The 14,148-nt window shown below is 50.0% G+C and carries 11 protein-coding genes; 4 read left to right on the top strand and 7 right to left on the bottom strand.

The window, feature by feature from the left end:
• The first annotated feature begins 12 nt into the window (after nt 1-12).
• The 3 genes from fucI (at nt 13) to fucP (ending at nt 3,652) form a co-directional block, all read left to right on the top strand.
• Nucleotides 13-1,788 (top strand): L-fucose isomerase, encoded by a 1,776-nt coding sequence (gene fucI / locus BQ8005_RS07440; RefSeq protein WP_021847961.1) that lies wholly within the window; start codon nt 13-15, stop codon nt 1,786-1,788.
• Between the two features lie 142 nt (nt 1,789-1,930).
• Nucleotides 1,931-2,320, top strand: coding sequence for an L-rhamnose mutarotase (locus tag BQ8005_RS07435; RefSeq protein WP_075317600.1), 390 nt, complete (start codon nt 1,931-1,933; stop codon nt 2,318-2,320).
• 21 nt (nt 2,321-2,341) lie between these two features.
• Nucleotides 2,342-3,652, top strand: coding sequence for an L-fucose:H+ symporter permease (fucP, locus tag BQ8005_RS07430; protein ID WP_075317599.1), 1,311 nt, complete (start codon nt 2,342-2,344; stop codon nt 3,650-3,652).
• A 95-nt stretch (nt 3,653-3,747) separates the two neighbouring features.
• Here fucP and BQ8005_RS07425 read toward each other — a convergent pair whose 3' ends face one another.
• On the bottom strand, nt 3,748-4,575 hold the full coding sequence (locus BQ8005_RS07425) for a hypothetical protein (protein ID WP_075317598.1): 828 nt from the start codon (nt 4,573-4,575) through the stop codon (nt 3,748-3,750).
• 118 nt (nt 4,576-4,693) lie between these two features.
• Here BQ8005_RS07425 and BQ8005_RS07420 point away from each other — a divergent pair, with 118 nt between their 5' ends.
• Complete coding sequence (locus BQ8005_RS07420; RefSeq protein ID WP_021847965.1) at nt 4,694-6,130, top strand: CCA tRNA nucleotidyltransferase; 1,437 nt, start codon at nt 4,694-4,696, stop codon at nt 6,128-6,130.
• Here BQ8005_RS07420 and BQ8005_RS07415 read toward each other — a convergent pair.
• From BQ8005_RS07415 to BQ8005_RS07390, 6 genes are all read right to left on the bottom strand, one after another.
• Nucleotides 6,119-7,282 (bottom strand): DUF4249 domain-containing protein, encoded by a 1,164-nt coding sequence (locus BQ8005_RS07415; RefSeq protein WP_075317597.1) that lies wholly within the window; start codon nt 7,280-7,282, stop codon nt 6,119-6,121. The genes BQ8005_RS07420 and BQ8005_RS07415 overlap by 12 nt on opposite strands.
• Nucleotides 7,283-7,306: 24 nt before the next feature.
• Nucleotides 7,307-10,048 (bottom strand): TonB-dependent receptor domain-containing protein, encoded by a 2,742-nt coding sequence (locus BQ8005_RS07410; protein ID WP_394334097.1) that lies wholly within the window; start codon nt 10,046-10,048, stop codon nt 7,307-7,309.
• A complete protein-coding gene (locus BQ8005_RS07405) occupies nt 10,045-10,932 on the bottom strand; it encodes a FecR family protein (protein ID WP_075317596.1) in 888 nt (295 codons plus the stop codon). Before BQ8005_RS07405 ends, BQ8005_RS07410 begins: the two co-directional genes overlap by 4 nt.
• 10 nt (nt 10,933-10,942) lie before the next feature.
• Entirely contained in the window at nt 10,943-11,371 is a 429-nt protein-coding gene (locus BQ8005_RS07400; RefSeq protein ID WP_075317595.1) for a hypothetical protein, read from the bottom strand.
• A gap of 337 nt (nt 11,372-11,708) precedes the next feature.
• Entirely contained in the window at nt 11,709-12,248 is a 540-nt protein-coding gene (locus BQ8005_RS07395) for an RNA polymerase sigma-70 factor (protein ID WP_075317594.1), read from the bottom strand.
• Nucleotides 12,249-12,359: 111 nt separating this feature from the next.
• The gene (locus BQ8005_RS07390; protein WP_075317593.1) at nt 12,360-13,697 is read right to left on the bottom strand and encodes an MFS transporter; all 1,338 of its coding nucleotides are present in this window, start codon (nt 13,695-13,697) and stop codon (nt 12,360-12,362) included.
• Between the last annotated feature and the right edge of the window lie 451 nt (nt 13,698-14,148).

Below are 14,148 nucleotides of genomic sequence, written 5' to 3'. Positions count from 1 at the left end.
ATAGAACAGTTTATGAAAAAGTATCCTAAAATTGGTATCCGCCCGACCATCGACGGTCGTCAGGGTGGTGTTCGCGAGAGTTTGGAAGAAAAGACCATGAGCTTGGCAAAAGCAGTGGCCGAGTTGATCAGCAGTAACCTGAAGAATGGCGACGGCAGCCCCGTAGAGTGTGTGATTGCCGACGGTACCATCGGTCGTGTGGCCGAAAGTGCCGCTTGTGCTGAAAAATTCGAACGCGAAGGCGTAGGCTCTACCATTACCGTCACTTCCTGCTGGTGCTATGGTGCCGAGACGATGGACATGAATCCTTATTATCCGAAAGCCGTGTGGGGCTTCAACGGAACGGAGCGTCCGGGTGCCGTTTATCTGGCTGCCGTATTGGCTGGTCATGCTCAGAAGGGTCTTCCTGCCTTCGGCATTTATGGCCATGATGTACAGGATTTGGATGACAACACGATCCCTGCCGATGTGGCCGAGAAGATACTCCGTTTTGCACGTGCAGCCCAAGCCGTGGCTACGATGCGTGGCAAGTCTTACCTTTCTATGGGTAGCGTGTCTATGGGTATCGCAGGCTCTATCGTCAATCCAGATTTCTTCCAGGAGTATCTGGGCATGCGCAACGAGTCGGTTGACCTGACCGAAATCATCCGCCGCATGACGGAAGGCATTTATGACAAGGAAGAGTATGCCAAGGCGATGGCATGGACAGAGAAATATTGCAAGGTGAACGAAGGTGAAGACTTCAAGAACCGTCCTGAGAAACGCAAGACGCGTGAGCAGAAAGATGCTGACTGGGAATTCATCGTAAAGATGATGATCATCATGCGCGACCTGATGACGGGCAATCCGAAACTGAAAGAAATGGGCTTCAAGGAAGAGGCATTGGGACACAACGCCATCGCCGCAGGTTTCCAAGGCCAGCGCCAGTGGACCGACTTCTATCCCAACGGCGACTATCCAGAGGCACTGCTCAACACTTCCTTCGATTGGAATGGCATCCGCGAAGCCTTTGTGGTGGCTACAGAGAACGATGCCTGCAACGGCGTAGCCATGCTCTTCGGCCATCTGCTGACCAATCGTGCACAGATCTTCTCCGACGTGCGTACGTATTGGAGCCCTGAGGCTGTGAAGCGTGTGACGGGTAAGGAACTCACAGGGTTGGCATCCAACGGTATCATCCATCTGATCAATTCTGGTGCTACGACGTTGGACGGTTCCGGCCAGTCGGTGGACGAAGCAGGCAATCCTGTGATGAAGGAGCCTTGGAACATGACTCAGGCCGATGTGGACAACTGCCTGAAGGCTACGACCTGGTATCCTGCCGACCGTGACTACTTCCGTGGCGGTGGCTTCTCGTCCAACTTCCTGTCCAAAGGCGGCATGCCTGTCACGATGATGCGCCTGAACCTGATCAAAGGCCTTGGCCCTGTGCTTCAGATAGCAGAAGGATGGACGGTGGACATCGATCCCGAAATCCATGAGAAGCTGAACATGCGTACCGACCCGACTTGGCCTACGACTTGGTTCGTTCCTCGTCTGTGTGACAAACCTGCCTTCAAGGATGTCTATTCGGTTATGAACAACTGGGGAGCCAACCATGGTGCCATCAGCTACGGCCACATTGGTCAGGACCTGATTACGCTGGCTTCTATGTTGCGTATTCCCGTCTGCATGCACAATGTGGAAGACGATAAGATCTTCCGTCCTGCCGCATGGAATGCTTTCGGCATGGATAAGGAAGGCGCCGACTATCGTGCATGCAATGTATATGGACCTTTGTATAAATAAAAATAACACGTTAGGGTGAAGTCTTGCTTTTGTCGGATGAAAGCATTGCTTTCTTGAGTAGAAAACGATGCTTTGTCCGTACGAAAGCAATGCTTTGTTTCTATCATATTAATGAATCGAAATTAAAAAAAACGAGAACATCATGGACACTCCTCAAGAGGGTTATCGTGTACAGACCTATCATGTACCTGTAAAAAGATATTGCCAGACACTTGACTTGCGTGACAATCCTGAACTGATAGCCGAATATCGGAAGCGCCATAGCCGTGCGGAAGTGTGGCCGGAAATATTGGCGGGCATTCGTGAAGTGGGTATTCTGGAAATGGAAATATATATAGTGGGCACACGTCTTTTTATGATCGTAGAGACGCCGCTCGATTTCGATTGGGATACGGCGATGGCCCGGCTGGACACACTGCCCAGACAACGTGAATGGGAGGCCTATATGTCAGTCTTTCAGCAGGCTGATCCTCAAGCCAGCTCTGCTGGAAAATGGAAACTGATGGAACGGATGTTCCATTTGTATGAGTAATAATAGATCCGATAAGAAACCATGAAAACCGATAAAGCTTCCATTCTTTCAAAGGACGGCGTAAGTTACCTGATTCCTTTTGTGTTGATAACTTCTTGTTTTGCCTTGTGGGGATTTGCCAACGACATTACCAATCCGATGGTGAAGGCTTTCTCCAAAATTTTCCGTATGAGTGCTACCGATGGTGCATTGGTACAGGTGGCGTTTTATGGTGGATATTTCGCCATGGCCTTTCCTGCTGCCATGTTCATCCGCAGGTATTCGTACAAGGCTGGAGTCTTGTTGGGGCTCGGCATGTATGCTTTCGGAGCTTTTCTTTTCTTCCCTGCCAAGATGACAGGAGAGTATTATCCTTTCTTGATTGCATATTTTATTCTGACCTGTGGACTCTCTTTCTTGGAAACCAGTTGCAATCCCTATATCCTTTCCATGGGTACCGAGGAAACTGCTACTCGAAGGCTGAATCTGGCCCAGTCTTTCAATCCGATTGGATCGCTGGCAGGAATGTATGTGGCTATGAACTTTATTCAGGCGCGTCTTCATCCACTCGATACGGCCGATCGTGCTCTCTTGGGCGAGCAGGAGTTTGAGGCGATCAAAGATAGTGATCTCAGTGTGCTGATTGCTCCTTATCTGGCCATTGGTCTGGTTATCTTGCTGATGCTGATACTGATCCGTTTGGTCAAGATGCCTAAAAATGGGGAGGAAAACCACGATATAAATTTTGTTCCGACCTTGAAGCGTATCTTTACACAATCCCGCTATCGGGAAGGTGTTATTGCGCAATTCTTTTATGTAGGTGCGCAGATCATGTGCTGGACGTTCATTATCCAGTATGGTACGCATCTTTTCATGTCGCAAGGTATGGAAGAAAAGGCGGCAGAAGTCCTTTCGCAGAAATATAATATTGTGGCGATGGTCATCTTCTGTATCAGTCGTTTTGTTTGTACCTTTATTCTTCGTTATCTGAATGCAGGCCGCTTGCTGATGATTTTGGCTGTATTGGGAGGCGTGTTTACGTTGGGGGCCGTCTTCTTGCAGAATATTTATGGCTTGTATTCGTTGGTTGCCATTTCGGCTTGTATGTCTCTGATGTTTCCTACCATTTATGGTATTGCGTTGAAAGGGCTTGGCGAAGATGCCAAGTTTGGTGCGGCTGGTCTGATCATGGCTATATTGGGAGGCTCTGTGTTGCCTCCGTTGCAGGCACTTGTAATTGATATGAAGACTGTCGGTGGTTTTCCGGCAGTTAATCTGTCTTTCCTTCTTCCCTTTATCTGTTTTATCGTCATATCATGGTATGGCTATCGTACGGTTCGTAACAGATGGTAGGCTGGTGGGAGGAAAGTCGTTATAAAAAATGAGGATGTATCAAAATAGCTTCACTTCATTTTGATACATCCTCATTTTGAAAACAGAAACAGTATTTATTCCGTTTCTGTTTTTCGTTCTCTCATTTTCTTTTGTATGAATTGTATCTTTAGGTTGGCTTCTTCTATATTTTTCTTGATTTCGGTGATGGCAGAAAGCGTTTTGCCAAGTTCGTAGATATCGGATGCTGCTTGGCGGTCGGCTGGTAGCATGTGGGTTGTATAGGAACGCTCACCTTTATAGTCAACGCGAAGGTTTTTGTCTTTGTTGGCTGCCACAAAAGCTATGACACCTCCGTCTTCTCCTAATTTATAATCTGCTTTTTCGATATGCTCTCCCAAGTCGGTGGTTTCGTAACTGTCACGTGAAACGGAAGTTTCCGTGAAGTTGCCATCGGGTGCGGTTACCTTTACGGCTGTGTGGTGGATGTTATAACTGCCACAATAAATGGATGTCAGGCTAACTACACCTGTCTCGTCTGTTTGAAATCTCAGAAAGGAGCGGTGTAAATTTCGTTCAATGACTTGTGCGGGCACCAGGTAATGTCCGATGCGTTGATAGGCTGTGTCTTTCTCCAGGACAAATTTGCTTTTGATGGCTTCGAATTCTTGTTGTTTTACAGCTAGCATGCTGTCCAAATATTCAAGTGTCTTTTGTTGCTCTTTCAGTTCGACTTCCTGCATCAGGTAGATACCCTGACGGCGGGTGTCGAAGGCTTTTGGATAAAGTATTTTGATGCTGTCTATTTGCATCTTCGCTTCGTTGTAGTTGCCGGCTTCGAAGGCGGTACGTGCTTCGGCCAGTTTTAGAGCGGCTTTCTTTTCTACGTTTTCGCATGCAACCAATGTGCTGCAAAGACATGCCAGAATGATAATTTTTTTCATATATATAATCTGAATTTCTATGGATGTTACAATGTGGTTGTCCTTGTCGCGACAAAAATAGAAATAATATCGCTATCTTTGCCGCCGCGAAACCATTAAAATGCAAACAGACTGAATTATGATTGAACTGACAGCTGATGAACTGAAGCAGCGCTTCGATGCTAAGATATTCAAACAAATCTCTGAAACGGCCGATGAACTTGGATTGGAATGTTACGTCGTTGGTGGATACGTGCGTGACATATTCCTGCAACGTCCGTCAAAGGATATTGATGTCGTTGTGGTAGGTAGTGGAATAGCCATGGCTGAAGCATTAGGACGTCGGTTGGGACGTGGAGCTTATGTATCCGTGTTCAAGAACTTCGGTACAGCACAGTTGAAATATCGGGGAACGGAGGTGGAGTTTGTCGGTGCCCGCAAGGAATCTTATACACACGATTCACGGAAACCTATCGTCGAAGACGGCACATTGGAAGATGACCAGAACCGGCGCGATTTTACAATCAATGCCCTGGCTGTTTGTTTGAACAGTGCGCGTTATGGTGAATTGGTGGATCCTTTCGGTGGAATGGATGATCTGAAGGAACGCACCATTCGCACGCCACTCGACCCTGACATTACGTTCAGTGACGATCCGTTGCGCATGATGCGTTGTATCCGTTTCGCCACGCAACTCAATTTCTATATTGATGATGAGACATTTGAGTCGCTTTGTCGTAATAGGGAACGCATCGGAATTATTTCCAAAGAGCGTATCGCAGACGAATTGAATAAGATTATGTTGTCGCCTATCCCTTCAAAAGGTTTTATTGATTTGGACAGAAGTGGACTTCTTGAACTGATCTTTCCAGAATTGGTGGCTCTGCAAGGAATAGAGACTCGCAATGGGCGGGCGCATAAGGATAATTTCTATCATACATTGGAAGTGCTTGACAATATCAGTCGTAAGACTGATAACTTATGGTTGCGTTGGGCGGCTTTGTTGCATGACATTGCCAAACCTGCTACGAAGCGGTGGGATCCGCGTGCGGGTTGGACCTTTCATAACCATAATTTTATAGGCGAGAAAATGATACCCAATATTTTCCGCAAGATGAAGCTGCCTATGAATGAGAAAATGAAATATGTACAGAAACTTGTGGGATTGCACATGCGTCCGATCGTGATAGCTGATGAAGAGGTTACGGATTCTGCTGTTCGCCGACTACTTTTTGAGGCAGGTGACGACATCGATGACCTGATGACTTTGTGTGAGGCGGATATTACGTCAAAGAACTCTGAGCGTAAGAAGCGTTTCTTGGATAATTTCCAGTTGGTACGTCAGAAATTGAAAGATTTGGAGGAACGCGACCGCATCCGCAACTTTCAGCCTCCTGTCAGTGGTGACGAGATTATGCGTACCTTCGGCCTTTCTCCCTGTCAGCAGGTGGGAGCTTTGAAAAGTGCCATCAAAGATGCCATTCTTGACGGTGTTATTCCTAACGAATATGAGGCTGCCCGTCAGTTTATGCTCCAACGGGCAGAGAAGATGGGATTAAAGGTGTCAGAGGGATGAGGAACTAGTATTTCTGCATGGCCGTTCGGGGAAAGTGATCACCACCTCGCGTGGCGTAGCAATTCCTACAAATCCGATTCCTCCACTGACGTTGCAGGGTAAGGAAACGGGTTCCATCAGGGTGGTGTCGTAGTCATCATCATCCAGACAGTTCAGGGCCTTCAGGTAGCGGTAATAGTCGGCTGTCAGGTTGAGCAGGCGGATGTGGATGGATTGGGTACAATATGTCTTGCCGTAGGTAATGCCGTGGAGAGCATTGGCTGTAAAGTCATCGTAGAGGCGAGTGTATACCTTGAGCGTGGCCGAACTGTTGCGGAAACGGTTGTCGATGAAGATGTTGTACTTGTTCTCGATGCGGGGAAACATCAGGTTGTCTTCATCTTCCTGTGAATGACTTATGTTGCCGTCGGTCAGGATGATGTCTTCGCGGTTGACAAGGTCGCTGTATATTTGGGTGGTCAGGCTGTCGCGTTCGGTGTATATCAGATTATGGTTTTCGTCTTCGATGAAGTTTCCCTGTTCGTCCCTGAGGTATTCGTAGATGTGGTAACGTACCAGGAACTGGTTACGGATGTCCAGCCGGTAATGGTTGCTTTCGTTGGCTATGTCATTCATTGTCAAGAGGTAACGACGATGGGGAGTGACGATGCCGCTGCTTATGTTGATCGGGACGGTACAGGTGTCCACACGGAAATCCTGGGGAGGTTGGGGAACCTGTACTTCTGCCGCAGCCCGAAGGGTTCCACCTTGGGCTGTTGCTTCCAGACGGATGAGGTCGCCGGGTTGCAGGGGAGTTGATAGGCGATATTTTCTGTAATGTATGTTTTTTAATAGCGTTTCGTAATCTTCCGGAGAGAGCCATTCTCCTGGATAAGGATAGATGTCTTCCGGTTTGAAAGCTTGGGGAGTTTCGGTGAGTCGTCCGTTGACGTAAAGGGTGAGTATGGCATCGTCATTTACTTTGTCCAAATTGTCGCCTGTACTTAGGTATAGATATACTTCGTTTGTTTTACTTTCTCCTGCTTCGAGTAGAGCGTTCATGACGAGGCAGGGTTGTTTCATTTCAGGGTTATAGGGAATTTCGTTTTCACATGACAATAATCCGCAAAGAGTTACTGTATATATAATAAAGAATAAATGTTTCCGTTTCATATTCGTTTGTAGGAAATGTAGTTCTTAAAATCTGTATGTATAGGTCACAGAGGGAATACATGGCAGGATGGTCATTTTTTTGATGACGGTTCTTGACTTTGAATCTATTTGTATGGCGCCTCCTTGACCGTTATTGACCCAACTGTTGGTCAACTGCTTCCGTTGGGTATATACCAGGTTGGGGTTCATGGCGTTGTAGGCATTGTAGAGGCTGATGTTCCAGGTACGCATTCCGTGCTTGGTCTTCTTGTTGAAGTTTACGCCTAGGTTCAGGCGATGGGTAGCAGGCAGACGGTAGTTGTTACGTCCCGATATGTAGTCGGTTTCTTCGGTGCTACCGTCGGGCTTGACGATGGCTGTCCGTCGTTCGGGGATGGTGAGGCAGCCTCCCGTGTAGAAGATCCATGAGGCACCTACGTCGATGCGGTCGCTGAAGCGATGGTTGACGCAAAGGTTGAGGCTGTGCCGCCGGTCGTATTTGTGGGGAAACCATCGGCCGTGGTTGATACTGCCGTTCGGGAAGCGGCGTTCGCTCTTGGCCAGTGTGTACGAAAGCCAGCCTGTCGTGTTTCCTATGGTGCGCTGAGCCATCAGTTCCAGCCCGTAGCTGCGGCCTTGGCCCATTTCTACCTTCTCTTCCCAATAGGTGGAGGTACCAAAGAAGGAGACTCCGTCCTGGTACTCCAGAATATGTCGCATTTGTTTGTAGTAACCTTCCAGTGAGAATTCCCAGCCGGGCAGGTCGGTATAGTATGTGCCGACGGAGTATTGGTTGGCATACATGGGGCGTATGTTTCGGGTGATGGGTACCCACAGGTCGGTAGGCATGGAGAAGGGAGTGGCGGTGAGCAGATGGACGTATTGGGCCATGCACGAGTAGGAGGCTTTGGTAGCGATGCCCTTTCCCCAGTCGTAACGGGCGGAGATGCGGGGTTGTACCGACAGATAGTTCTTGCCTTGTGTGTGGAACAACGAGGCTCGTATACCGAGGTTCAGGCTGAACCGGCCGGTAGCTTCCCAGTTGTCTTCTCCGTAGAGCGACAGTTCCATGCCCCGTTGCGGAAGGTTGCTGCTGGTGGCATAGGTGGTGTCCTGCCGGGCAGAGCCATCGTTTATGTTGCCGATGTGTGAGGTTGATACACCCGGCGTGAACAGGTGATGGATGAACTCGCTACCGAAGCGGATGTGATGACGGGTGGAAGGTGTGAAGTCGAAGTCGGCACGCAGGCTCCAGTCGCGAATGCCCGAACGGAACTCCGAGCGATATCGGTGGTAGTCGTATAGTTTTCCCTGATAATCGGTACGATCTTCCGACGTTTCGTTCAGACTCATGCGGTACTGGTTGTAGGAAACAGTGAAGTTACTGAACAGCTGATTGCTAAATATGTGATTCCAGCGAGTGTAACCGATGAGGTTTCCCCAGTTCAGGCGGGTCTGGCTGATGTCTTTCTGATAAGTGATGTCGGATAGGGTGGGCGTACTGCTGAATTCGTTGTCGTACCGGTAGTGGTCTTTGCCCCGATAGAAGCCTAGGAACAGGCGGTCGCTGTCGCCGAACTTATGGTTCACCTTGGCATTGATATCATAGAAATAATAGTTATATCGGTCGATGTCTTTGCCATTGCTTCCATTCTCTGTGGTTTTGATACCTTTAGGCAGCAGGATGCTGGGTGTGACGCGCATGCTGAGCGAAAACGACGTGCGTTCCTTTCGAATGGGGCCTTCAATGTGAAATTTGTCAGTAAGCAAGCCGATACTGAGGGTACCATGATAGCCGTTCATGTTACCGTCGTTGGTACGCACATCGACCACAGACGACAAGCGGCCGCCGTAGCGGGCGGGAAAACTGCTCTTAAAGAGGGTGACGTTCTTCACCGCTTCGGGCGTGAACACCGAGAAGATGCCCAACAGGTGGTCGGCGTTGTAGACGGGGATGCCGTCCAGCATCACCAGGTTCTGGTCGGGCGTGCCGCCACGAACGTACATGCCTGCAAAGCCCTCCATGCCTGCCTGTACGCCCGGCATCAGCTGGATGGTTTTCAGTACGTCAGCCTCGCCGAGGATGGAGGGAGTGTGGCGTATCTGTGTCATGGGGATGTCGTGTGCACCCATGTTAGTGGCATTGATGCTCGCCTCCCGCTTTTCCGACGTGACGATTACTTCCTGCAGCTCATTGTGTGTGTTGAGGGCGATGTTCAGTGTGGTATCTGCTGTCAGGCGGAAGCGATCGGTCCGTGTGGCGTAGCCCAGGTAGGAGGACGAGAGGCTCACCTCACCCTCGGGCAGGGTCAGGGTATAGAAGCCGTAGGCGTTCGAGGCCGTCCCCACGGCATAGCGGCTGTCCAGGATGTTGGCGCCTATCAGCGTTTCGGCCGAGGCGGCGTCGGTGACGTACCCGCTCACGGTGAAGCGGCGGCGTTCGCGCTTGCGGGGCATCTCGCGCTTGCGCAGCACGATGTGCTTGCCTGAGATTTCGAACTCTACCGGCTGGTCGCTGAAGGCCTGTTCCAGCACTTGGCCGATGGTGAGCTTCTGTACTTTCAGGTCGATGCGGCGGATGAGTCTGACTTCGTCGCCATAGACAAAGGTGTAACCTGTGGCATTCTCCAGTCGCGACACCAATGCGCGGAGAGTGGCGTTACGGATGTCCATTGTGATGGGGGCCTGCGGGTTTTGGGCTTGGAGGCAGACTCCAAGCAGTACCGCGCCCATCAGGAGCAGGAGCCTGGGGGGGCGGTGGGAACAGCTTGGTTCAGAATAGTTCATGGGTGGTTAAGTTTAGTTTGTAGGATGATGTTTTGGTTCTTGTCTTGTCGGTAGGTGAATCCGGCCGCGGCCTGCAGCAGGTCGAGGATATGTGTCAGGCCCTCTCCGATGTCGAAGGTGGCCGTGAGGCGGTATTCGGCCAGCGTCGGGTCGGCGATGCGGATGTCCGTCTGATAGGTGTTGGCCAGCTGGCGGACGATTTCACGCAAGGGCTGGCTCTGGAAGCTCAACTGGCCGTGGCTCCAGCTGATGTCGTCGGCGGCATCGGGCAGGGATTCTTGCGTCAGGCTACCGCTGCTTTTGTGGTAGACGGCCCGTTCGTTGGGAACCAGTACCAGCCGTTGCGACCGGCTGGGGAGGCTGACGGCTACGGAACCTTCGAGCAGCGTGGTGCGTACCTCGCGGTCACGCGGATAGGCTTCGACGTTGAAATGCGTACCCAGTACCTCTACCTGTACCTCACCCGCTTCTACCACGAACGGATGCGACGGGTCCTTTGCCACTTCGAAGTAGGCGCCTCCCTGTAGGGAGACTTCGCGTCGTGCCTCCCGCCGGAAGTCTTTCGGGTAGGTTAGCGTGGAGTAGCGGTTCAGGATGACTTCCGTGCGGTCGGGCAGGACGACGGTGCGCGTCTCCGCCTGTGCCGTTACCGTCGTCATTTCCACGGGGCGGAACTGTTCGTAAGCCTGCCATCCGGCCACGCAGAGCAGCACGACAGCCGCCACTCCGGCCACCCGCATCCAGAGGGTGCGTCGCAAGCTGGTTCTTTTCAGCCGCGACTGAAGCAACGGCCAGGAACGGGCGGCGCTGAACCGGCCGCGAGGCGAGCGGGTCGAGGCCACAAGTCGGTCGAGCAGGGTTTCAAAAGGGTCTTTCTCTGTCATAAGCGTTTTATTATTTTACTGCCAGTTTCAGCGTGATGGTCGTTGCTTTTACTTTTTTGTCTTTTGGCGTGCAGGTTAGTCTGATTTCGTCCGATTTCTGGATTTTGGCTGGATATATCCGTATGCGTACATGGGCGGTCTTCTTTTTCGGAGCAATGGTCACCTCTTTATCCAGTAATGTGTAGGCTGGTTGTCGTCCTGGTAGGTTCTTGATGCTGATGGTGGCTTTACGTTCGGTGTCTGTTTTTTCGGCAGCAATTATCTTCAGTGTTATTTCACGACTTTCCACTCCTCGCTCAAAGGTGTAGTTTTCCAGAAACTTTTCAAATCCCAGGTAGTCTTTAGGATACTTGTCGTTGTGGTTGTCGCATGCGGTCAGGCTCATTACAGCCAGCAATACCAGCATAAGGCTGGTTGTGGTAAGGATAGCTTTTTTCATGTTTAATCAATTTTTATGGAGTTCCTTTTACCATTAAGACAGCGGAAAGTGGAAAACTCCCTACGCAGGAAACGATTTTTTTCTGTGGGTGGCGTTTTTGTGTAAAGTTCCAATCGTTGTTCTGGCCATGAAAACGGGCAGCTTGAGACATGTCGCAGCCGATGAAGGTCGTTCCCAGTACTGGAAACGCCTGTTACCAAGGGTTGGAAACGGTTGTTCCCCGTGTAGGAAACGAGCGTTTCCTGTATGTGGAAACGAGTGTTTCCTCCGATGGTAACTGGTGTTTCCTTGTAAGGTAACGGGCTTTACGGGCTGTGACAGGTGGAGGAAGGCTGGATTATTTCAGCATTTCTTTCAGGCGGGAGACGGCTTTCTGCAGCTGGGCATCTACGGTCTTGACACTGATGCCCAGTTCTTCGGCCACTTGGGCATAGCTCTGCTTCTCTTCGCGGATGCGGATGAAGACTTCTCGGCAGCGTTCGGGCAGGCGGTCCAGCGCCTTGACGTAGCGGGCAAAGAGCTCTTCGCTGATAAGGTTTTCCTCGGGCGAAGGGTCGGAAGCGTCGCTTTCGGTCAGGTCGGCGGAAAGGGAATCGTTTTGACGCGTTTCTTTTTCCAGGTAGTTGAGCGAGGCGTTGCGGGTAAGGATAAAGCAATAGTCCTCGATGTTCTGCACGGCGGCTAGCGTGTCGCGCTGCTTCCAGAGGGTGAGGAACACGTCGAGCACTACCTCCTGCGCCCATTCCTCGTGCTTCAGGTAGTAGTAGGCGATGCGGAACAGGCGGTCGTAGGTCAGGTCATAGAAGCCCTTGAAAGCCCTTTCGGAGCTTTCTTCCTTCATTTGTCGCAGGTATCTTCGAACTTCCTGTTCGGTCATGTTGCGCAGCTTTTTTCATGTATATGTGGCTGCAAAGATAGATTTTGATGGCGAAACGAGCAATTCCTTCGTTTTTTTCAACCTTCTTTAACGCTGTACTCTTCTATCGTGTCATTCTTTACGTGTCAGCTTCGCATAGAAGATAAGCGCAATGGCCGAAATGGCTCCGATACCAGTGAACCAGTACCAAATGTAGTGTGCGTTGGCCGAAGCGGCTTCCCATTCAGCCGTACTGGAGAATAGAGCGGGGTCGGGGCAGTAGGCCGTGAGCAATATGCCCGACAGACCGAATCCAAGGATAGAAGCCAGAAAGGAATGTAGATGGCTGAAGCCCAGATACAATCCTTCCTCTCCTTTGGGTGCCTGTAGGGAGAAGAATTCCATGTAGCGTGGCGAGATGAAACATTCGGCTAAAGCCTGTACGGCAATACCGGCAATCATCATGACGGTGATGGGGTGCATGCCCAGAATATCACCGCTGAACAGGTTGCCTGCGGCCATAATCAGTGCCGAGAGGGGAATGAGGAACATGCCGACGGTCATGGAAGTCAATGCTTTTCGGCGAGCCATCAGTCGGGTGACGAGGTTCACCAGCAGCACCACGACAAACGGATTGACGTTGGCAATCCAACCCGGACGGGCCGTTTCGCCAGCCATGCGGATTACATATTTGGGCATTGTGGCATACATTTGGTGCTGGATCATCCAAAAACCGGTGACAATCAGAATCAGGAGCAGCAGGCGTCCGTTGGTAAATACTTTACCCAACCCTTTGAACACCTCGGCCATGCTTTTCCCTTGTCCGCTGGTATTGGTCGAATGAAAGAACAGGAAGATCGTGATGAGCGCTACAAAACACAGTGTGGCCGATAGAAAATTGATATAGATATAGGCTTCGTCACCCACCACCGAGCGGAGCGGATCGACGAAACATTTGCCTGTAAAGGCACCGATGTTGACCATCATGTAGAAGATGGAGTATCCGCGGGCTCGGGTTTCCGATGTCGTCTCACGGGCTACCGAGGCCGAAATGATGGACTTGATGAACGAGCCGCCGATAACGAGGATTATCATGATAGGTACAATGAGCATACGCAGGTTGCTGTGCTCAATACCTGTGAATTGTGTCTTTTCACCATATACGACCAACCCCGACGATTCGAGCATCAGGGGAAGCATGCCCAGCCCCAGATAACCGATGGTCAGCAATGTGAAAGCAATCAGGATAGCTTTCCGATAACCTATCTTGTCGGCAAAGGCGCCGGTAAACATCGGCAGGAAGTAGAGCCCGCCCGAAAATAATCCTGAAATCAGGCTGGCTTCCAAATCGTTGAAACCAAGTGTGTTCGACAGGTAGAGGGTGATCACGATAAAGATGGCATAATAGGCCATACGTTCAAACAGTTCGGAAGCATTGGCTGTCCAGAACGCGCGAGAGAATTTTGTCATCTGAATAAAAGTCTTTGTTAATGGTTTGTTAGTGGAAGTGTTTCCTTTTTTCGGACTCAAAGATAGAACAAATCTGGAGAATGACAAAATTACCTTCAAGTCTCTCTTTGCATTTCCTAAGTCCGTAGTTACGTCCGTCAAGTTCATGTTTAGTGAGCTAAAGTAGGTGTTTAGGAATGCAATATAGGTGGTGAGTAATGGATTGTCCAAATCAGCCTCCAATCCTTCATTGGTAGTGTAATCTGTTGCAAGAAAGGGACGTAGGTTGAAAGATAAAGTTTCACGGCAGTGTTCATTGTCTTCGGCTTTAAAGCTGCTACATCATTATGTCATTTTAACATGTCGATATTGTTTTATTGGCTATTTTTGTTTTGTTAAATAGATTTGTTACGGCTGAAAGTTTGTATGAGTTTGAATAGACAGTTTTTATATAGAATAAAACCATGAATAG

Source organism: Bacteroides togonis, from assembly GCF_900130135.1.
Lineage (GTDB): Bacteria > Bacteroidota > Bacteroidia > Bacteroidales > Bacteroidaceae > Bacteroides > Bacteroides pullorum.
This window is presented reverse-complemented; position numbering and strand designations above follow the sequence as displayed.